The organism is Xenorhabdus szentirmaii DSM 16338, assembly GCF_002632585.1.
Lineage (GTDB): Bacteria > Pseudomonadota > Gammaproteobacteria > Enterobacterales > Enterobacteriaceae > Xenorhabdus > Xenorhabdus szentirmaii.
Genome location: NZ_NIBV01000001.1, coordinates 1475642 through 1497424, shown reverse-complemented (window position 1 = coordinate 1497424; position 21783 = coordinate 1475642). Strand labels below are relative to the sequence as shown.

The following is a 21783-nucleotide window of genomic DNA, read 5'->3' as shown; positions in this document are numbered from 1 at the left end:
CATGATTTACATTTCAGCCGTAGGCATGCTCAATGCCTTGGGCAATAATCTGGATGAAATTGCGCAGAATCTTGTACTCGGGCACGCTCCCGGCATGTACGAGCGTTCTGGCTGGTTACAGCCTGATAAAACCTGCTGTTTGGGTGGCATTGACAGCGAGCTTCCCGCCATCCCTGATGTTTTGCCTGAACACAACAGCCGCAATAATCGCCTATTGTTGGCGGCCTTAATGCAAATAAAACCACAGGTAGACGAAGCCATTGCCCGCCACGGCCGGGAGCGCATCGCCGTTATCATGGGAACTAGCACCTCCGGGCTCAACGAAGGTGACCGGCATGTTAGCCGGACCCTTCATCAACAAGAGGATGAACACTACCATTATTATCAGCAAGAATTGGGTGATCCTTCCCGTTTTCTGGCTAATTACCTTGGTATTGATGGACCAGCCTTCACCCTCTCCACGGCCTGTTCATCCAGCTCACGCGCCATTATCAGTGGGCAGCGCCTCATTGAAATGGGGTTGGTTGATGCCGCCATTGTCGGTGGTGCGGATACATTAAGCCGCATGCCAATCAACGGATTCCATAGCCTTGAAGCACTTTCTCCCGTCCAGTGCGAACCATTTGGTGAAAACCGCCAAGGCATTAACATCGGTGAGGCTTCGACATTGATGCTGCTGACACGCGATCCCCAGCCTGTTGCACTGCTCGGCGTGGGCGAGTCCAGTGATGCATGGCATATGTCTGCCCCCCATCCCGAAGGGAAAGGGGCAATTGAAGCCATCAATATGGCGCTGGACAACGCCGGGCTTGTTCCCGCAGACATCGGCTATATCAATCTGCATGGCACCGGCACGAAATTGAATGACCAGATGGAATCCCATGTCATCAACCAACTCTTTGGTGAAAATACGCCGTGCAGTTCAACCAAACACTTGACGGGCCACACCCTCGGTGCGGCAGGTGCTTGTGAAGCCGCACTTTGTTGGCTCCTGTTGACACGTCATCTGCCACTCCCCCCGCAGGATTTTTCACGCACAGGAAAAGACGCTTCACTTGCTTACTGTGGTTTGCTAGACCAACCACAACCACTGGAAAAATCGATTGTCATGTCGAACTCTTTTGCTTTTGGTGGCAATAACACCAGCCTGATATTGGGAGTGGCATAATGCCTGATTATTTACCGGTAGATCATTACCTCCCCCATGAAGCTCCGATGGTATTACTGGAAAAAGTGATTAATGTTTCCGATGAGCATGTTCATTGTCAGGTGAACGTGAGCAAAACAGGGGTCTTGTCTCCCTTCCTTAACGATGAAGGGCACCTGCCGAGCTGGTTTGCCATTGAAATCATGGCACAAACCATTGGTGTTTGGTCTGGCTGGCATCGCAGGGAAAAAGCAGAAGAAAATTCCGCGTTGGGCATGTTGCTGGGCGGACGGGCAGTACGTTGCCAGGCGCCTGTTTTTGCGCAGGGCAGTGTGCTTGATATTCAAATGAATTTATTACTGCAAGATGAAAAATTTGGCAGTTTTGAAGGTGATATCAGTTGTCATGGCACGATACTCGTGACAGGCCGCCTGAACACCTACCAACCTAACAAAACAGAACTCACACAACTGATAAACAGGATGGAGTAACACAATGCGTTCAGTTCTAGTGACCGGTGCCAGCAAAGGGATCGGCAGAGCAATTGCCTGTCGACTGGCGGCAGAAGGTTTTACTGTCATCGTACATTACCACCGCGATGCGAAAGGTGCGGAGGAGACACTGGAACAGATCCAGACCAACGGAGGCAACGGCCGCATACTGAATTTTGATGTTTCAGATCGCACCGCCTGCCTTGAGGCACTGGAAAAAGATATCGAAAGCCACGGAGCATACTATGGCATCGTCTGCAATGCGGGGATCGCCAAAGATGGCGCTTTTCCTGCATTGGAAGGCGACGATTGGGATAGCGTCATCCACACCAATCTGGATGGTTTCTACAATGTTATCCACCCTTGCATCATGCCGATGATTGGCTTGCGCCAAGGGGGACGCATCATCACCCTGTCATCCGTGTCCGGCCTGATGGGTAACCGCGGACAAGTCAATTACAGTGCGGCCAAAGCAGGCATTATCGGCGCGACAAAAGCGCTGGCGATCGAATTGGCAAAAAGGAAAATCACGGTGAACTGCATTGCTCCCGGATTGATTGGCACAGACATGATCCAAATGGAAGAAGCCGCACTCAAAGAAGCCATGAATATGATCCCGATGAAACGCATGGGGCAAGCAGATGAAGTGGCGGGTCTTGCCAGTTACCTGATGTCTGATATTGCCGGCTATGTGACTCGCCAGGTCATCTCAATCAACGGAGGAATGCTATGAGCCAGCGCCAAAGCGAAATGCCCCGCAGAGTCGTTATCACGGGGATGGGTGGGATCACTGCATTGGGGGACAACTGGCAGTCTGTCTCCGCAGGATTGAAAGCGGGTATCAACACGGTTCAACAAATGCCCGCATGGGCAGAATATGAAGGGCTTAATACCCATCTCGGTGCTCCCGTCACTGATTTTACTTTACCCGAACACTATACCCGCAAACGCATTCGTTCCATGGGGTGCGTTTCCCTGATGTCAACCCGCGCCACAGAGCTTGCGTTAGAAATGGCGGGGTTGCTGGGTCATCCAGTCTTGACCAACGGAGAAACAGGCATTGCCTACGGTTCTTCGACAGGCAGTACCAAACCCGTCAGTGAATTTGCGACCATGCTGACGGAAAAACACACCAACAACATCACCGGCACCACGTATGTCCAGATGATGCCCCATACGACAGCCGTCAATACTGGGCTGTTCTTTGGTCTGCGCGGCAGGGTTATCCCCACGTCAAGCGCCTGTACCTCCGGAAGCCAAGCGATTGGCTATGCATGGGAAGCTATCCGCCATGGCTACCAAACCGTTATGGTCGCGGGCGGGGCCGAAGAATTGTGTCCATCCGAAGCGGCCGTCTTCGATACATTGTTTGCCACCAGCCAGAAAAATGAACACCCCAACACCACCCCTTCCCCATTTGATGTTAACCGTGATGGTTTGGTCATCGGCGAAGGTGCCGGTACATTGATCCTGGAAGAGCTGGAACACGCCAAAGCACGTGGCGCCAAGATTTATGGCGAAATTATCGGGTTTGCCACAAACTGTGATGCTTCCCACATCACCCAGCCGAAATCTGAAACCATGCAGATATGCATGGAAATGGCCCTTAAGTCAGCGGGATTACAGCCTGCCGATATTGGTTACATCAGCGCGCACGGGACAGCAACCGAGCGGGGAGATATCGCCGAAAGTCAGGCCACCGCCAATATTTTTGGTCAGCAGACGCCGATTTCCTCATTGAAAAGCTATTTTGGCCATACCTTGGGCGCTTGTGGTGCGCTTGAGGCTTGGTTGAGTCTAGAAATGATGAACGAAGGCTGGTTTGCGCCAACTATCAATCTCAATGAGGTTGATCCTGCGTGTGGTGAGCTGGACTATATCATGCATCAACCGCGTGAAATCCAGACTGATTTTATCCAAAGCAATAACTTCGCTTTCGGTGGGATCAATACGTCAATGGTGATCCGCCGCTGGCGTTAATGGGAAAAATGGGATTGTTCCTCGCCCTACCAGACATAGGGCGAGTCTTTCAACGGCAAAGGGAGGGTTATATCTTAAGCGCCAATCGGGTACCCTGATCAATCGCCCTGCGTGCATCCAGCTCTGCGGCAACATCAGCCCCACCAATGATATGCACGCTTTTTCCCATTGCCTGCAATGGCTGATAGAGTGCTTTCAACGGCTCTTGTCCTGCACAAATAATAACGTTATCGACTTCTAGGCATTGCTGTTCATCACCACGACGAATGTGCAGGCCTTGATCATCGATTTTCAGGTACTGGACACTATTTAACATTTTCACGCCACGCATAGAGAGGCTGGCCCTGTGCACCCAACCTGTGGTTTTTCCTAAACCGTCACCGACTTTCGAATCCTTGCGTTGCAGCAGATAAATTTTGCGGGGGGAACGTTCGACCTGTACCCCTTCCGGCTTCAGGCCGCCCCGATGGAGAATAGTTTGGTCAATGCCCCATTCATGACTGAACGCATGGCTACTCAAGCTGGTACTTTGCCCGCTTTGGCTCAGGTATTCCGCAGTATCAAAACCAATGCCACCCGCACCGATAATCGCAACACGGTTCCCCACAGGCCGTTTATATTTCAATACATCAAGGTAATTCAGCACTTTTTCATGATCGATGCCCTCAATGTTTGGCATACGTGGCGTGATGCCTGTTGCAATGACAATTTCATCAAATGATGAAAGCTGCTCAGCCATCGCAGTGTGATTAAGGCAAACTTTGACGCCATTCAATGCCAGTTGGCGATCAAAATAACGCAGCGTTTCATGAAATTCTTCTTTGCCGGGGATTTGTTTGGCAATATTAAATTGCCCGCCAATTTTGTCATCACGCTCAAATAGCGTGACATGATGCCCCCTGCTAGCTGCGGTGACAGCAAAAGCTAATCCGGCAGGCCCTGCACCGATAACAGCGATGGTTTTGGGGGCGTTTGCGGGTTCAGAAATCAGCTCTGTTTCATGGCAAGCACGTGGATTGACCAGACAAGACGTCAGCTTGCCAACAAAGATCCTATCTAAGCAAGCTTGATTACACCCGATGCAGGTATTGATTTCGTCAGCCCTGTCTTGTGCGGCTTTAATGACAAATTCCGCATCGGCCAGGAAAGGCCGCGCCATCGACACCATATCAGCACAGCCTTCACTGAGAATTTGCTCAGCAACATGAGGATCATTTATCCGGTTGGTGGTAATTAAAGGAATGCCCACTTTTCCCATCAATTTTTCCGTTACCCAACTGAATCCGGCTCTTGGCACCATAGTGGCAATGGTTGGGATACGGGCTTCATGCCAGCCAATGCCGGTATTGATAATGGACGCACCCGCTTTTTCAATCTCCAATGCCAGTTGCTCGATTTCCTGCCAATTAGAGCCATCTTCAACCAAATCCAACATCGAGAGGCGGTAAATGATGATAAAACGCTCTCCCGTAATCGCGCGGATGGCTTTGACAATTTCCAAAGCGAAGCGCATACGGTTTTCAAATGCGCCCCCCCATTTATCCTGTCGATGATTTGTGCGGGTAACAAGAAATTGATTGATGAGATACCCCTCAGAGCCCATGATTTCAACACCGTCATAACCCGCTTGTTGGGCAAGTTGAGCGCATCGTGCGAAATCCTTGATGGTTTGCTGGATATCTTCTTCAGACATTTCCCGGGGTATAAAAGGGTTTATGGGAGCCTGAACAGCGGAAGGCGCGACCAAATCTTTCTGATAACTGTAACGTCCGGTATGCAGAATTTGCAGGGCAATTTTTCCCCCCGCCTGATGTACTGCCTCTGTAATCACCTTGTGGTGTGCCAGCGAATCTTCACTATTCAGGACACTTGCCCCTGCCGCGACAACTCCCTGCGGATTGGGCGCAATACCGCCTGTCACAATTAAAGCGACCCCTCCTGCTGCACGTTCTGCATAGAACTGAGCCAAACGTCTGGCGCCATCGGGATGTTCTTCAAGCCCTGTATGCATTGAACCCATCAAGACGCGATTTTTTAATGTGGTGAAACCCAAATCCAGCGGCGCAAGTAGGTGAGGGTAATTGCTCATTGCATTCTCCATCAAATATTTGGTAACTCAAAAAATATTATTTTTCTGCATCACTTGGTCATAACTAAGTGGTCGGATGAGATGGTTATCAAATGTAGACAGTTACGGCCTGATTGGAATCTCTTTATTAAGCGATTGTGACAAACATCATGAAATCTACAGTGATAAAAATACCTATAATAAATAGTTGTCGCCTATTTTTTAACTATGCATACTGCCAGAGTACCCTTCAACAACAGTGAAAAATTAAGTATGAAACAAATAACTGATTGGATCACGTTGACAGGAAAACATGTCACGCTGGAACCGTTGTCGCACGACAGGCATGAAGAGTTTGCAAATGCGATTGAGGATGGGCAGTTACATAAATTGTGGTACACCTATGTCACTGATCCTGCCAATGTCCATGCGGAAATTGATCGCCGCTTGGCGCTGCACGCCAAGGGAACAATGCTGCCTTTTACCGTCATCGATAATGCGACAGGAAAGGCCATTGGAATGACCACTTACATGAATATTGATGTGAATATTCCCAGGTTGGAAATAGGCTCAACTTGGTATGCGGCTTCATCCCAACGTACGCCCATCAATACAGAAGCCAAGACATTGTTGTTGCAGTATGCATTTGAAGAACTGGGATGTGTGGCGGTGGAATTCCGTACCCATTTCCTGAATCATCAAAGCCGCAGGGCAATTGAGCGCCTGGGGGCAAAATTGGATGGCATCCTGCGTCACCATATGCGATCCCGGGATGGTTCGGTGCGGGATACGTGCGTTTATAGCATTCTCCTGAACGAATGGCCTGCGATTAAAAACCACCTTGCATGGTTAATGGCGAAGCCTCGGTGATGATAATTCATTCTCCATCCGTGCCTCTAACCAATGAGTTTCGAATTTCCAATAAAGAAGCAATTTGAAAAACAAGATACTAATTTTAATGTTATTTATTGGGATAATTCTTCATATTATAAAAAGCCGCATAAAAATATTTAATTCATTAATTTTGATGGCACCAAGTTTAAAAAAACACACAAAATATGTATATATCAAAGTCAAAGAAAATAGATAGCGCGCATTTATGCAGAGTTTTACGGTAAATTTAAAACTCCCGCTGTACGGCAATATAGCCGTTGAACCTCACCGCAAAATCCTCACCATCAACTAAAGATGAAGAAATAAATATATTGCTATTATCACTGCTATTTGTAGGACGATTGGGGTGATGTTGTGGAGAAAGCCGACATCCTTTTCCCCCTAAAAAACCTGTCTCTTGATCACATCTGAGAGATCAAGAGACAGCCCTACAGGATGGGATTGTATCTCGCTGACTAAACTACTCTTTTCCGCCAGCTGAAGCAGGCCCAGTGGTAAGGGACGTTTTTATGCTATTTTCCAGCTCATCCAACAACTGGTAGCGACGGCGATATTCTGCACGTTTTTTACTGGGAATATCATCCAGTGATTTTCTTTCTATGGTTGATGGCAGGTGAAAGTCATTATTTTCCTTTCTGACCCCGTTCAGGGATTCCCAGAAAGAATTGTAGTCAGCGACCATTTTATCTTTCTTTTTATGCCAATAGCGTATGCTGCGGTAAATATGTGTCTCGTTACTGACCGCCAGAATTTGTTCGCAATTCATATGATCGGCAAAGTGACAAATAGTCTCAACCAAAAGACGTTTTGGAAATAAACCATGACACTCTTTTGTCGCATTTCGGATAATCTCCAGAGAATTATCCTTTTGGTTTGATCCTTGCAACACGCCAATGAATAATGTCTGCTTTCCATCCACGGTCAACAAAGTGAATGCACATTTTGCCAGAATATAATTTTCTGAATTGGTAATATATAAAGCAGTCTCACCTTCTTTATTCAGATTATCTAATGAATCCATATATATCATGAATGATTCATTCTTACCCTGAATAGTTGCCAATAAATAAGCCTGATAATTAAATAAATGGCTTGTAACAGAATGAGTTAATCGACTGAATAATAATTCATAATGTTCATTCAATGCACAAACAATCTGTTTACGTTTAAAGTTGATACTCAAATAGGGGCGATGCAACTTGCAAGGCAAGCTAGGCTGCTTTTTCAGAATATCCAGATAGCGTGGTGTTCTGGCAAGGCTATCCAAAAGCTTCAATGTCGACATCGGCATCAACATACTACGAAGTGCAAATTTGGTACGATAACTTGAAGAATGCCAGTATATTCCCGGATTAACGCGCTTTCTCACAAGATCGACAAATAGCTTCATTCCTGAAGAAGCAGGTTTTTGTAGATAATTCATTAATAATTAAACTCGATAGAAATAAAAAGACTGATACCGTCCCGATTCTATCATTGATTTATAAAAAATTACCTAAATGTTTGCAAAATAATCTATTGATTTAGATTTCTTTTATTTTTATATAAAAAACTTTATATTTCTTTATTCTTTATTCAGTTCAACTGTATGACACAAGGGTTTATTTTATTGAATCAATTACCATTATGAGTTATTCAACAGTTTACTTGTTCTTATATTTTAACATGTTATCTATTTTCTGAACTTGAATGAACCTGAGTAAAATAGCCAATTTTAAATGGACAACAAAACGACAGGTATTTAATTACCGATGACCTCCCAGAACGTTTCCATACCCGCCATCTACCTACCCGTTTTACCCGCAATCTTTCAGATTTCCGTTTTTTTTGACCACACTCAAAACCCCAGCCACATCCTTCATGATGTTACTGGGGAAGTTGTCCCGCTGTTACGCATTATCTTGAAAGGTGGCAGGTATAAGCCTTCACACCTGATGGTTATCCAGCTTCATATGTAATAACGGGAATGGATTGCCTTCCCCATCAAGCTCTGAGCGGCCAGTAACCTGAAACCCCATATGCTGATAAAACCCCACACCTTGTGTATTTTGTTCGTTTACATCCACTTCATTGATCTGCAATTCACTGATGGCAAATTTCAGCAATAGTTTACCAACGCCGGTTCCCCGTGCTTCCGGAGAGATAAACAACATTTCCACACGGTGTTGATCGGTACTGATAAATCCAACAATATTCTGTTGTGCATCCACCGCCTTATAGACCACAAGATTAGACAGGTAGTCGTTGAGGATCTGTGGGCGCAAAACATCAATCATGGATTTAGGCAGGAAATCGTGGGTGGCAAGAACAGAAGCTTCCCAAATCTGAATCAATGTCGAAAAATCAGCCTGACTGGCTTTTTGTATCTGCATTGAATAGCTCCGCATGTTTTACCCGTTATAGGTTGGGTGTCCAAGCAGCAGGGGCAATCGTGAGGAAACGCTTTAGTTCGTTTTCGATTTGTTCTATCGGTAAACTAGTTAACTTTGCTCCGCGGCGTCCAAGTCGAGGCATGATATATTGCACGCCATCATAATGCCAGCAACAATCTTTTGTTTCAATGGCTTGGAATGCCCGGGCCAAAATGGACAAATCACGGCGAGGCCTTGGAACATCAGTCTGTAATGCGACCCATCCTTCATAGCGTTGATGAACCACAATGTCGTTTTCTGTGACAAGTGCTATTGTCGACAGAGGCGTGCGATTATGGAAAGAAATGGGCGAAAGGCCAAAATAACGCTGCGGTATGCGCACATACGGCACATGAGAGGCAGGCAACCGGAATATGGCAAGATCGATTTCTGGATATTGCTCAGCCACTACATTCAGGCCCTCAAGCAATGCTTCTGTTTCCTGGTGATGCTGTTCAGCATCACGCCAAAGTACCTCATGAGCCGACAGCCCCTCATCGTTCCCAGAAGCGTCCAGCAAATCACGTAATGCTGGCAGCGTTGTACCAAAAAGGGATGCAATGCGCAGGCTTTCGTTTTGGACAGTGCCTTGGGCATGCAACATTTGCGCGGCAATCGTATCCAATGCGAATGCAATCTGACGTGCTTTTGTGCTGTGGCCACGCGAGAAGTCACCAAACCGGGAGATATCAATGAGAAGCTGTTTATGATTTTGTGCATGTTCAGGCGCAATCAGTGCATACACAGACGCCAGCCCGTCCAGATCAAAATGGTCGGTCGTGACACGCTGGGCATCCGGGTATCCTGAGCTGTTATCAGACAAAAACTGCATAACGCTTTCAGTCGAAAGATCCGCCTTGTAACGCTCGGGGGTCCGGTTCGCCGGCCAGTGAGACAGTGTCAGTTGTGTGGCTGTATTATGGATTGCATCAGCAGCTATATTCGGCACATTGCGTGTCTCTTCGAATGGCAGGAATGCCAGTCGATCGTCAGGTGACAGCTTTATTGGCTGAATGGGTGGTGATAGGGTCGCCACGGCAATTGTCGGCGTCAGCACGGCAAGGCGAGTATCATCAGCGTCAGGCTCACGCCATTCAAGTTCATTATCACGGTTGAAACAGTAGTGCAGTACTGCAAGATTTTTTCGTCGCAGGTCATATGGATTGCCGTTTTTTGTAATGGCACCGCCCCCGGCAATAATGTTTTGTAAATCCGAAAAGTGATTATCACGAATTGCAACAACACGGTTTGCAAGAAGTCGTAACTCAATCCCGCCGAGTCTGGCGGCAACGTCATCATCAACTTGAACCAAATGATCGCCATCGTGAAGAGGAATGGTGCATACCATCGAATATCTCCTGTTAATTCCGATTGTTGGAGCAATAATTGGTGGTTATTAATTAACCTCTTGGACAGTACCATTCCGGCCATGGAGATAAATGGCAATAAATGCGCAGCAGGATGGGTTCGCACTTTTGGGTCAAGGCACCACAGATTGCGGTGCCTGAATGAGAGGAGAGATTATTTTGGCTTCAGCTAACCAATACCCGGTCTTTACGGCGCAGGCTTGCCAGTAGCATATAAATCGCAGTAGCCAATAAAATGATGAAGAAGAAAGTCATCAATCCATTTTGTTGGGTATCCAAATGATGCTGATGCATGAAATAGCGCTGCTGCATAAAATGGCCGCCAATCAGCGGACCAGCCACAGAGCCAACACTATAACTCAGGAGCATCACTTGACTTGCCACCACGATATAGGAGGAAGGCAACTTATCACAGGCCAGCGTGATAGCAATGGGATACAACGCAAAGGAGGACATTCCCAAAAGTGCCAGCGCCACGATCATGACCGCGTAATGATCGAAAATATAGGTCATTCCCACGGCGAAAACGCCCAACAACGACACCAGAGTCAACAGGACCGTTTTGCTCATGACCACCGATAATTTACTGATAATCGGCTGTATGAACATTCCGCCCATAATAATGGCAGCCATCAATACACCAACCTGATCGGCATTGAAATGGCTCCGGCTCAATGACAATGGCATCAGGCCGTAAATAGTGCCCATCACAACCCCCGATGTCATGCAGCCGACAATGGCAGGCTTGCTGAGTTGGGTGATTTTCTTCAGGGACAAACTCTGTTGATTCAGTGAAGGAGGCTGACTGTGGCGCACAAGTAAAGGTGGCAAAATCGCCAGCAACAACAGCACCGAAATCACAATAAAAGGGATCATCCCTTGGGTCCCGATCGTTCCAATCAGCAATTGGCCCACTGTCGTTCCGCCATAAAGTGACGTCATATAAAAGCTCAGGCGCTTGGCTCGCTCTTTGGGATTATCCCCAATCAGCAACCAAGATTCGACGACAACAAAAACACCCGCAACAGCAAACCCTGCAACAAGGCGAATCAACAGCCAGGACTCTCTATGCGGAAAAACCGGCAATACAATAACTGTTGCAGATAAAAGCAGCAAAAAAACAATAAATGAAAGCCGGTGGCCAATTTTGGCAATAACCGGCTCAATCATCATTGAGCCAATAAGCAGGCCACAATAATAGGCACTCGCCAGCCAGCTGGCATAGACCGTATCAATGCTGAAACTTGCCATCGACAACGGAATTAAGCTCATCAGATAGCCAGAAGCAATCGCAAACACAGTCAAGCCCGTGACAGGTACAAATGCACTGTCATTATTACGCAGCAGTTTCACTACTGTCGTCTCCACATAAAGAATTCGCTAGAAATGGGCTGCTTTTCATCAAAATTTTGCCGAATGGCGACTGAGATATATGCCAAGGACTGGTATATATCTTAGTGATTTAAGCAGTGGGTAAATGGCTCAGTGCCATTGGATGGTGCGGACTATAGCCTTTTCCCACTGAGAGATACAACGAGAAAAACTGATACTCATGAATGAAAAGATTTATGAAGAAAGCTCATCATTGGTGTTGAGATAAAACACGCACCATTAAGGTTCAATCTGTGAACCATTATTGTGCAACATAAGAAATAATACCCAATATAACTACATTAATTAATTTAAAAACAGCCTGTTAAAACTTTGGCATGTGTATTGCTGTATGAAACTCATTTGTATACCAATGGGAGTTTAACAGCATGACACCAATAATGGGTTATACGTTGAAAGTCTGGCAAGACAGGATACAGGAAAACACCACAGCACTTTTTGCTTTGCTCCAACAACATGTGAACTCTTTTTTACCCGGTGATAACGCATGGATTTATCTCGCCACGCCGGAACAGTTAAAAGCGCAGATTGATGAAATCATACCGCGTTACCAGCAGTGTCCTGACAATTTACCCCTGTTTGGCATACCTTTTGCCGTTAAAGACAATATTGATGTTGCAGGTTGGCCGACAACCGCCGCGTGTCAGGCTTTTGAGTATATTGCTGACGGGGACGCAACCGCAGTTGCCAGACTGAAAGCGGCGGGTGCCATTGTTGTCGGTAAAACCAATTTGGATCAGTTTGCTACTGGATTGGTGGGGACACGTTCCCCTTTCGGTGCAGTAAGAAACAGCTTTAATGGTGACTATGTCAGCGGAGGCTCGAGTTCCGGTTCTGCGATTGTCGTGGCAAAAGGATTAGTGCCGTTTGCCCTTGGGACAGATACCGCCGGTTCCGGACGGGTGCCAGCCAGTTTCAATAATATTGTGGGATTAAAACCGACCAAAGGTTGGCTGTCCCGGCGAGGGGTCGTTCCCGCCTGCCAACTAAACGATACCCTGTCCGTTTTTGCCCTGACAGTGGAAGATGCTTTTCTGGTTGCCAGCCTTGCCGGCGGATTTGACAACAATGATGCTTACTCACGCATCAATCCCGCCTCAACACCCGCAATATTGCCGGAACACCCTGTTCTTGCCATACCTGAAAATCCCGATTTCTGCGGGGATAAACTAGCCGCGGCAGCATGGTTGAATGCACTGGCTGAATTGAAAACTGTCGGGGCCACCCTGCAACCCATCGATTTTTCTCCTTTCGCGCAATTGTCCAAACAACTTTACCAAAGTGCATGGGTTGCAGAACGGACAACGGTTGTGGGGGATATATTGAACTGTCCGGAATATATGGAGCCGGTCGTACATCAGATTATCTCCGGTGGCAAAAATTACAGCGCCGTTGAGGCTTTTAAGGCGGAGTATTTACGGGCAGAACTGGCGAGGAAGATCCATAACATCCTGATCCAAGTTGATGCCCTTGTTGTTCCCACTTCACCGACAATCAGAACCATTGACGAAATTGAGCAGGAACCTATCCTCTATAACGCTGAATTGGGCACTTATACCAATTTCACCAACCTTGCTGACCTTTCCGCACTTGCGCTCCCCGCGCCTTTCCGTGCTGATGGCCTGCCGGCGGGCATCACGCTCATTGCCCCTGCCTGGCACGATCGCGCCCTGGCATCATTCGGAATACGCTGGCAGCGGCATCTGGCCTTGCCATTGGGGGCCATTAATCATCCCTTCAATCAACAGGCAAGGGCAACATTACCTGATTCCGACCAACATGTGCGGGTTGCTGTTGTCGGCGCACATCTTCGGGGAATGCCCCTTAATGACCAACTGGTTGACCGCAATGCCGTATTTATCGAAGCCACGCAAACAGCCACCCATTACCGGCTTTATGCCCTTGCCAATACACACCCCGCCAAACCCGGGTTAGTCCGTGTTGTTGAAGGGGCCGCAATTGATATCGAACTTTGGGATATCCCGCTCGCACGGTTTGGTGAATTTGTTGCTGAGATTCCATTTCCCCTTGGTATCGGCTCTCTGGAGCTTATTGATGGGCGCTGGGTGAAAGGTTTTATTTGTGAGCCGGATGGCCTGAAAGAGGCAACGGATATCACTGAATTTGGTGGCTGGCGCAATTGGCTCACAAGCCTGGGGTCAAAAAATGTTTAAGACTGTATTAATTGCCAACCGGGGTGAAATTGCCTGCCGGGCGATACGGACGTTCAAACGGCTTGGCATTCATAGTATCGTGGTTTATTCCGACGCCGATAAAAACGCCCGGCATGTCAAAGAAGCGGATATGGCTTTGCCACTCAATGGAGGAAAAGCCTGTGACAGCTATTTGTGCATCGATAAAATTATTGCTGCGGCACAGCAAAGCGGTGCGGAAGCCATCTGGCCAGGATATGGATTTTTGTCTGAAAGCGTGCCATTTGCTGAGGCATGTGAAAAAGCCGGAATTGTCTTTATTGGCCCGACTTCACAACACATCAATGAGTTTGGCTTGAAACACCGGGCCCGCAAACTGGCCGCAGATGCGGGTGTTCCCATGACACCGGGAACAGGATTACTCAATTCACTGGATGAAGCACTGAGGGCAGCGAATGACATTGGCTATCCCGTCATGTTGAAAAGCACTGCCGGCGGCGGCGGGATCGGCCTCAGTTGCTGTCATGATCCGGATACGCTTCGTCAGGCATGGGAAAGTGTGCGTCATCTTGGTGAGCAATTTTTTAGTGATGCAGGTGTATTTCTGGAGCGATGCATTGAACGTGCCCGCCATATTGAAGTGCAGATACTGGGGGATGGCAAAGGTCAGGTTGTGGCGCTGGGAGAGCGGGACTGCTCTTTGCAGCGCCGTAATCAAAAAGTGGTGGAAGAGGCACCAGCGCCTGGTTTACCGGCAAAAATTCGTCAGGCGATGCTGACCTCAGCGGTGCAACTGGGTAAGCGGGTGAATTATCGTAGTGCAGGTACGGTAGAGTATATCTACGATGAAGAACAGGACGCTTTTTACTTCCTTGAAGTCAACACGCGTTTACAGGTTGAACATCCCGTCACTGAATGTGTGACCGGGCTGGATTTAGTGGAATGCATGCTGAGGGTGGCAGCTGGGCTTCCCATTGATTGGGAGCAATTAAATCGTGCTTCCATTGGTACTGCGATTGAAGTTCGCCTGTATGCAGAAAACCCACAGAAAAATTTTCAGCCCAGTTCGGGAATATTGACAGAAGTTGCATTTCCCGATGGCGTTCGTATTGACAGTGGTGTCAATACGGGCAGTGAGGTTTCTGCGTTTTATGATCCGATGATTGCCAAGATGATTGTTTATGGCGAGAACCGTGACGAAACACTTATCAAACTCCGTAACGCATTAAATGCCTCCCGGTTACACGGCATCATGACCAATCTGGAATACCTGCGCCAAATTACTGCCAGTGAGGCCTTCCAGAAAGGAAAAGTGTGGACACGCATGCTGGATAGCTTCACCCCCCATGCCAATGCCATTGAAGTTCTTCAGGCAGGAATGTGCAGCAGCATTCAGGATTATCCCGGCAGGCAAGGTTATTGGGACATTGGTGTCCCGCCTTCAGGCCCATTGGATGATTTCGCTTTCCGGCTGGCCAACCGAATTGTTGGTAACCATGAATCAGCCGCCGGATTGGAACTGACATTGGAAGGCCCGACTTTACTGTTTCATTGCGACGCGGTCATTGCACTGACCGGCGCTGACTGTCCGGCGCGGCTGGATGAAAAACCCGTGCCCTATTGGCAACCGCTGAGCATTAAGGCAGGGCAAACCCTTGCCATTGGGCGGGCACAATCTGGTTGCCGAACTTACCTTGCGGTGAGAAATGGTTTTGATGTTCCTTGCTATCTTGGAAGCCGATCTACCTTTGTTCTCGGACAATTCGGAGGGCATGCAGGACGGACGTTAAGAATTGCAGATATGCTTCCCATATCGCAACCATCATTGCCTGCCTGCACCACGCCTCCACCCATCAGTGAACCACAGTCACCAGAGCCATCATTGCCCTCCTTCTATTATGGCAATTCATGCTCCGGAGGAACTTGGCATATCGGGGTCGTTTACGGGCCACACGGCGCACCAGATTTTTTTACACCCGATTATATTGATGAGTTTTTTAATTGTGAGTGGCAAGTCCATTACAATTCAAACCGCTTAGGTGTTCGTTTAATCGGCCCCAAACCTTCCTGGACACGCCCCGATGGAGGAGAAGCAGGCTTGCATCCCTCAAATATCCATGACTGTGAATATGCCATTGGCTCTATCAATTTCACGGGCGATTCCCCCGTTATTCTGACCCGTGATGGTCCAAGCCTTGGCGGGTTCGTATGTCCTGTGACCATTGCCAAAGCGGAATTGTGGAAGGTCGGGCAAGTCAAGGCCGGCGATCGTATTCTTTTTCACCCTATCAGTATTGAAGAAGCATTAGCATTAGAAGAACACCAGAATCGTTGCATCTCCACGTTGCAGCTGAATTCCCCTCCCACATTTAACCCGCCATCATTGGCCCCTGAAGATAGGACTTCTGCCACTGTGCTGGCAGAACTGGATATGACTGATTCCAGACCTGCTGTCGTTTATCGTCAGGCAGGGGATAATTATATCCTGATCGAATATGGCGATAATGTTCTGAATTTAGGCTTGCGTTTACGAGTGCACCTGCTGATGGAGAAACTGGAGGCATTATCCCATTCCGGAATTCAAGAAAGTGCGCCGGGTGTTCGTTCTCTGCAAATCCGTTATGACAGCCGGCAAATTCAACAACAAGAATTGGTGTCAATCTTGCTGTCCCTGGAAGAACAGATTGGGGATATCAGTAAAATGAAAGTGCCATCACGCGTGATACATCTGCCGATGGCATTTGAAGACAGTGCGACACTGAATGCCGTCAGCCGCTATCAGGATACTGTTCGTGCCAGTGCACCCTGGCTACCCAATAATGTTGACTTTATACAACGTATAAATGGATTGCCCAACCGGGAGGCAGTCCGCCAGATAATATTTGATGCCAGTTACCTGATTCTGGGGCTTGGTGATGTTTACCTCGGTGCACCATGTGCAGTTCCCATTGATCCCCGCCATCGCCTGTTAAGTTCGAAATACAATCCAGCCCGTACTTTTACCGCGGAAGGAACTGTCGGCATTGGCGGCATGTATATGTGCATATATGGCATGGACTCTCCCGGGGGATATCAATTAGTCGGGCGAACTTTGCCTATTTGGAACAAATTTCTGAAAAACCGGCAGTTTGCAGCCGGTAAGCCATGGTTACTCCGATTTTTTGACCAGATCCGCTTTTATCCGGTCACTGAACAAGAACTGGATCAACTGAGAGGCGATTTTCAAGAAGGGCGAACCGCGATTCAGATTGAAGAAACACAGTTCGACTTTGCGGAACATCAACGCTTTCTGCAAGGGCATGCCAAAGAAATTCGCGATTTCCAACAGCGGCAAACGATAGCATTTGAAACGGAGGTGGAGCGTTGGCAGCATGAAGGGCAAGGCCAGCCCCTGAATACTGAAGAGCCGCTGCAATTACCGGATATTGATGAAAATGCGGTTCCCGTTAATGCGGATATTTGCGGCAATATCTGGAAAATACTGGTCACAATTGGTGAGGAAGTGGTGGAGGGGCAACCCTTGCTCATCGTGGAAGCCATGAAAATGGAACTGGCGATCCATGCCCCTCAATCCGGAAAGATTTCGCGCATCCATTGCAAATCAGGGCATTTAATCAGTCCCGGAGATACTTTGTTATGGCTAGAGTGATTAACAGGAAAAACATGCCGTTCTGAGGATAAAATACATAAGAATTAAGAGACAAACAAAAAACGGTGATAATTTATACCCATTCATTATCACCGTTCTTATTTCAGTTTTTCAACTCATCATCACCGCTGCGGCAACTCTTCAGAAGCGACGCGAGCATCCTCTGCCTGACAAGCGGCAGCAGTAAACAATACATCAGTGGAAGAGTTCAGCCCTGTTTCAGCCGAGTCCTGCAAGACACCAATAACCATGCCCACCCCGATAACGCTGGAAGCAATTTCATTGGAGATACCAAACATGCTGCATGCCAGCGGGATCAACAACAGCGAGCCTCCCGCTACACCCGATGAGCCACACGCAGCAACAGCGGACACCACACTCAAAAGCAACGCCGTAGGAACATCTACAGGGATACCCAGCGTATATACCGCTGCCAGCGTCAACACCGTAATGGTCACTGCGGCCCCTGTCATATTGACGGTTGCTCCCAGGGGAATGGAAACCGAATAGGTATCTTCATCCAGATTCATTCGGCGGCACATCGCCATATTGACAGGAATATTGGCAGCGGAACTGCGGGTAAAGAAGGCAGTCACACCACTTTCACGCAAGCACTCAAATACCAGAGGATAAGGGTTGCGACGTATTTTCCAATATACAATCAAAGGATTGACGATCAATGCCACCACCACCATGCAACCAATCAGTACCGCCAGCAGGTGAACATAGCTGAGCAAGACATCAAAACCGGTTGTGGCAATCGTTGAAGCAACCAGGCCAAAAATACCGACAGGTGCCAGACGAATAACAATACGGACAATCTGGGTCACCGCTGTGGATAAATCCTGCATCAGCAACTTGGTGGATTCATTGGCATGACGCAGGGCAATGCCCAGGCTAATTGACCATGCCAGAATTCCAACATAATTTCCGTTCAGAAGTGCATCAATCGGGTTAGCGACCACATTGATCAACAACCCTTTCAAGACCTCACCAATGTTTTGCGGGGGGGATATTTCGGCTTCATTCACATTCAAAACTAAGGTTGACGGAAACAGAACGCTGCCAATCACTGCGACAACCGCCGCCGCAAGTGTCCCAATCACATACAGAAATAGAATGGGACGGATATTACTTTTCTGACCCATTTTATGATTGGCGATCGAAGACATCACCAATATCCAAACCAGCACAGGGGCAACGGCTTTCAATGCACCGACAAAAAGCGTTCCCAGCAACCCGACAAACTTGGCTGCTTCAGGTGCCAGACTTGCCAATAATATCCCCAGTATTAAACCAATTAAGATCTGTTTTACTAGGCTTCCTTGTGCAATATATTGCACAAAGCCTTTTTGTTGTTTTGCCATAGTCTATCCAGTTGTATTTTTAGCTTTATCAGCCTGATGTTTTTATGTTTGCTTCCTCAGTACAGAGAAGTACGGAGAAATTGAAGGAACTACTTAAGGATAATTAGCGGAAATATACAGGCTACACAATATCTGATAACAAATGTCTTACATTTGTGTGATCAGAGCGTCAATTTTTCGTTCAATAAACCCACCGGCATGAGCATCCTGCTCAAAACAATCATTTCTCTTAATATTCATGGAGTTAAATTAAATATATTTCTTTCGGTGACAATAAATCACCGGCCTGTCACCCCTATCAAAGCGATCAAGAATAGATAACTTTTTGCCATTTGCTAATTTATGCACAATTGTCCGATAAGCGACATAAACTTAATCTTTTTATAAGACTCATTATCTGCTCTTGATATTTTGATGTATTTAATCAAATAGTTAATCAATTGTTCCATTTGAAGACTTCAATTTTTATATTTTGATAAATGTTCAATTGATCACCAGAATTTTCTGTTTAGCGACTAATGATTTTGTTAAAGTGTCATCAGTCAATATTCATGCCATCTTGAAAGGATTTCGAGAGCATTTTATGGCAATCGATATTATCGGCTTTGTATTTTCAAGGCATAAAATAGAAATTAACCATAAATGCTGCACAAAATTAAGATGCAATCCTTAACCCGCGTTTTAGGAACATTTGATGGAAATTGTAACAAACCTTATTCATGCACTTTGGAATCAAGATTACGAAACCCTTTCCAATCCGTCACTGGTATGGGCTCTCTATATTCTGTTATTTATCATTCTGTTTCTGGAAAATGGAATATTACCTGCCGCATTCTTACCGGGTGACAGCCTGTTAATATTAGTCGGGGTTTTAATCGCAAAAGAAACCATGAATTTTACTGTGACCCTGACCATCCTCACCGCCGGGGCAAGTTTAGGTTGCTGGGTGGGTTATCTTCAGGGCCGATGGCTTGGCAACACAAAGATTGTGCAAGGCTGGCTGTCACACCTGCCCGCGCATTACCACCAACGAGCACATAACCTCTTCCATCGCCATGGATTATCCGCCTTGCTGATAGGCCGTTTCGTTGCTTTTGTCAGAACTCTGCTGCCGACACTGGCCGGGCTTGCAGGGCTGAAAGATAGCCGTTTTCAGGTATTTAACTGGCTCAGCGGGTTCTTGTGGGTATTTATCCTGACAACGTTGGGTTACGCACTCGGGAAAAGCCCTCTGTTTCGCCAATATGAAGAATATCTGATGAACTTTTTGGTATTGTTGCCGGTAGGTTTGTTATTCATCGGATTAATCGGTAGCCTGACGGTTATCTGGCGCAAAAAACGCACTAACTAATAAGCCCTTATCTTAATCCTGTCCTGTTCCGGTGATAAGTTTCTCCGGTGATAGGCTTCTCCGGTAATGCGGTGCTCCTGTGACATGTACCTCAATGATATTGTGTTCCGATAATATTATGGCAAACATACCACAGGGCACTGCCCTCCCCTCATGTTCCCTTGCCCGGTAAATCGTGATTCATTCGCATCAAACAGTATTTCAGGTCAATTTCCAATCTGTTATGACAATTTTTCATCTGGCTATACTTTAAACTCCTCATAAAAGCGACTATGGTAAAAACTCATCCACCGCATATTTAAGGAGAAGTCATGCCACAGAAGAAAAACTCTGATGATTTACGTGCTGAATTACAATCTCTTGCGGACACATTGGAAGAGGTTCTCAATGACGCGACGGATAAACCCAAGGCGGAATTAGAAAAACTACGCAGCAAAGCAGAAAAAACACTGAAGAATGCACGTACCGTACTCAATGACAGCAGTGATAGGCTGATTGGTCAAACGAAAGAAATCGCCGGTCATGCGGATAATTATGTTCGTGAAAATCCGTGGACGGGTGTCGGTATTGGGGCAGCAATCGGTGTTGTATTGGGTGTCTTGTTGTCAAGGCGCTGAAATGACCCAATCTCCCCATTCACAGGGCCTCGGAAAAGGGCTGTTTGGCATTCTGCGGAAAATGGCAGCTACGCTTGTCCGTATGGTTGAAACACGCATCCAACTGGCGGCGGTTGAACTGGAAGAAGGCGCGGCAACGCTGATACAACTACTACTGATGGTTGGGTTTACATTGCTATTTGCAGGCTTGGGATTGATATGCCTGTTGGTGCTGCTATTTTGGGTGATTGATCCCCTGCATCGGGTATTGGCCATGATTGTAGCTACCGGCATTCTCCTGTTTCTGGCCGTGCTGACTGCAATAATGACTCTCAGGAAAACCCGAAAACTCACTTTTCTTAATGCCACTCGTGAACAACTGAATATTGATTACAAGACATTGAAGGATAGTGATCATGAATAAGGCCTGGCACCACCGGCAAGCATTGCGAAAGCAGCAATTACTGGAAGAGATCCGGCAACAGCGTCAATCACTTTCAGCCTGTAGCCAGCAATGGATGAAACTCACCCAACCTTATGATAAAGGCTGGCAGGCTCTGCTCTCTTTCAAGCCTTACGCTGTCATTGGCTCTGGTATTGCCCTGATTTATGGCCTACGCCATCCCAAAAAATTATATCGCTGGTCACGCCAAGTGATCAGCTTTATCAGCATCATAAAAATTGTGCGTAATGCACTGTCATGACTTTCTGGAAAATTGATGATTCTGTAGAAAATTGATGAATATCTGCAAAATTCACAGGAAAATCATCAAACCACTTCTTCAAAAAAACTGCACTAAATTGTTAATATTCCTTACTATCAACAAATGATACCTCTCTCTAGAATACCGTCCATTGTTAACGATTAGCAAATCGTGCTTTTTTGTCTGTTTTTTAATCTTTCTAACCCGACTAAG

At 47.0% G+C, this 21783-nt stretch carries 17 protein-coding genes; 11 read left to right on the top strand and 6 right to left on the bottom strand.

Going from position 1 to position 21783, the window contains the following annotated elements; translation table 11 throughout:
- Position 1: 1 nt before the first annotated feature.
- The 4 genes from Xsze_RS06880 to Xsze_RS06865 are packed head-to-tail and all read left to right on the top strand — an operon-like array spanning position 2 to position 3618.
- Complete coding sequence (locus tag Xsze_RS06880; protein WP_038236610.1) at positions 2-1168, top strand: beta-ketoacyl-[acyl-carrier-protein] synthase family protein; 1167 nt, start codon at positions 2-4, stop codon at positions 1166-1168.
- Positions 1168-1638 carry a hotdog family protein gene (locus tag Xsze_RS06875; protein WP_038236612.1) on the top strand — a complete coding sequence of 157 codons (471 nt, stop codon included), beginning with the start codon at positions 1168-1170 and terminating at the stop codon, positions 1636-1638. Before Xsze_RS06880 ends, Xsze_RS06875 begins: the two co-directional genes overlap by 1 nt.
- Positions 1639-1642: 4 nt before the next feature.
- Entirely contained in the window at positions 1643-2371 is a 729-nt protein-coding gene (locus Xsze_RS06870; protein ID WP_038236614.1) for a 3-ketoacyl-ACP reductase FabG2, read from the top strand.
- 17 nt (positions 2372-2388) lie between these two features.
- The gene (locus Xsze_RS06865) at positions 2389-3618 is read left to right on the top strand and encodes a beta-ketoacyl-ACP synthase (protein WP_038236871.1); all 1230 of its coding nucleotides are present in this window, start codon (positions 2389-2391) and stop codon (positions 3616-3618) included.
- A gap of 67 nt (positions 3619-3685) precedes the next feature.
- Here Xsze_RS06865 and Xsze_RS06860 read toward each other — a convergent pair whose 3' ends face one another.
- Entirely contained in the window at positions 3686-5707 is a 2022-nt protein-coding gene (locus Xsze_RS06860; protein WP_038236616.1) for an oxidoreductase, read from the bottom strand.
- A 252-nt stretch (positions 5708-5959) separates the two neighbouring features.
- On the opposite strand from Xsze_RS06860, the gene Xsze_RS06855 reads away from it, so the two are divergent.
- The gene (locus Xsze_RS06855; RefSeq protein WP_038236618.1) at positions 5960-6556 is read left to right on the top strand and encodes a GNAT family N-acetyltransferase; all 597 of its coding nucleotides are present in this window, start codon (positions 5960-5962) and stop codon (positions 6554-6556) included.
- Between the two features lie 484 nt (positions 6557-7040).
- Here Xsze_RS06855 and Xsze_RS06850 read toward each other — a convergent pair whose 3' ends face one another.
- From Xsze_RS06850 to Xsze_RS06835, 4 genes are all read right to left on the bottom strand, one after another.
- Entirely contained in the window at positions 7041-8003 is a 963-nt protein-coding gene (locus Xsze_RS06850) for a VirK/YbjX family protein (protein ID WP_038236621.1), read from the bottom strand.
- A gap of 502 nt (positions 8004-8505) precedes the next feature.
- The gene (locus tag Xsze_RS06845; RefSeq protein WP_038236624.1) at positions 8506-8952 is read right to left on the bottom strand and encodes an acetyltransferase; all 447 of its coding nucleotides are present in this window, start codon (positions 8950-8952) and stop codon (positions 8506-8508) included.
- 25 nt (positions 8953-8977) lie between these two features.
- Complete coding sequence (locus Xsze_RS06840; protein WP_038236626.1) at positions 8978-10339, bottom strand: DUF6687 family protein; 1362 nt, start codon at positions 10337-10339, stop codon at positions 8978-8980.
- A gap of 184 nt (positions 10340-10523) precedes the next feature.
- Entirely contained in the window at positions 10524-11711 is a 1188-nt protein-coding gene (locus Xsze_RS06835) for an MFS transporter (RefSeq protein ID WP_038236629.1), read from the bottom strand.
- A 407-nt stretch (positions 11712-12118) separates the two neighbouring features.
- On the opposite strand from Xsze_RS06835, the gene atzF reads away from it, so the two are divergent.
- Both atzF and uca read left to right on the top strand, forming a co-directional pair.
- A complete protein-coding gene (gene atzF, locus Xsze_RS06830; RefSeq protein ID WP_038236630.1) occupies positions 12119-13924 on the top strand; it encodes an allophanate hydrolase in 1806 nt (601 codons plus the stop codon).
- Positions 13917-17552 (top strand): urea carboxylase, encoded by a 3636-nt coding sequence (uca, locus tag Xsze_RS06825; protein ID WP_038236632.1) that lies wholly within the window; start codon positions 13917-13919, stop codon positions 17550-17552. Before atzF ends, uca begins: the two co-directional genes overlap by 8 nt.
- A gap of 122 nt (positions 17553-17674) precedes the next feature.
- Here uca and sstT read toward each other — a convergent pair whose 3' ends face one another.
- Positions 17675-18919, bottom strand: a complete 1245-nt coding sequence (gene sstT / locus Xsze_RS06820) for a serine/threonine transporter SstT (protein ID WP_038236634.1) — start codon at positions 18917-18919, stop codon at positions 17675-17677.
- A 694-nt stretch (positions 18920-19613) separates the two neighbouring features.
- On the opposite strand from sstT, the gene Xsze_RS06815 reads away from it, so the two are divergent.
- The 4 genes from Xsze_RS06815 (at position 19614) to Xsze_RS06800 (ending at position 21570) form a co-directional block, all read left to right on the top strand.
- Entirely contained in the window at positions 19614-20270 is a 657-nt protein-coding gene (locus Xsze_RS06815; RefSeq protein WP_038236636.1) for a DedA family protein, read from the top strand.
- A 311-nt stretch (positions 20271-20581) separates the two neighbouring features.
- On the top strand, positions 20582-20887 hold the full coding sequence (locus tag Xsze_RS06810; protein WP_038236638.1) for an ElaB/YgaM/YqjD family protein: 306 nt from the start codon (positions 20582-20584) through the stop codon (positions 20885-20887).
- Position 20888: 1 nt separating this feature from the next.
- Positions 20889-21290 (top strand): phage holin family protein, encoded by a 402-nt coding sequence (locus Xsze_RS06805; RefSeq protein ID WP_038236640.1) that lies wholly within the window; start codon positions 20889-20891, stop codon positions 21288-21290.
- Positions 21283-21570 (top strand): YqjK-like family protein, encoded by a 288-nt coding sequence (locus tag Xsze_RS06800; protein WP_038236642.1) that lies wholly within the window; start codon positions 21283-21285, stop codon positions 21568-21570. The genes Xsze_RS06805 and Xsze_RS06800 overlap by 8 nt, the downstream gene beginning before the upstream one ends.
- Positions 21571-21783: the final 213 nt, after the last annotated feature.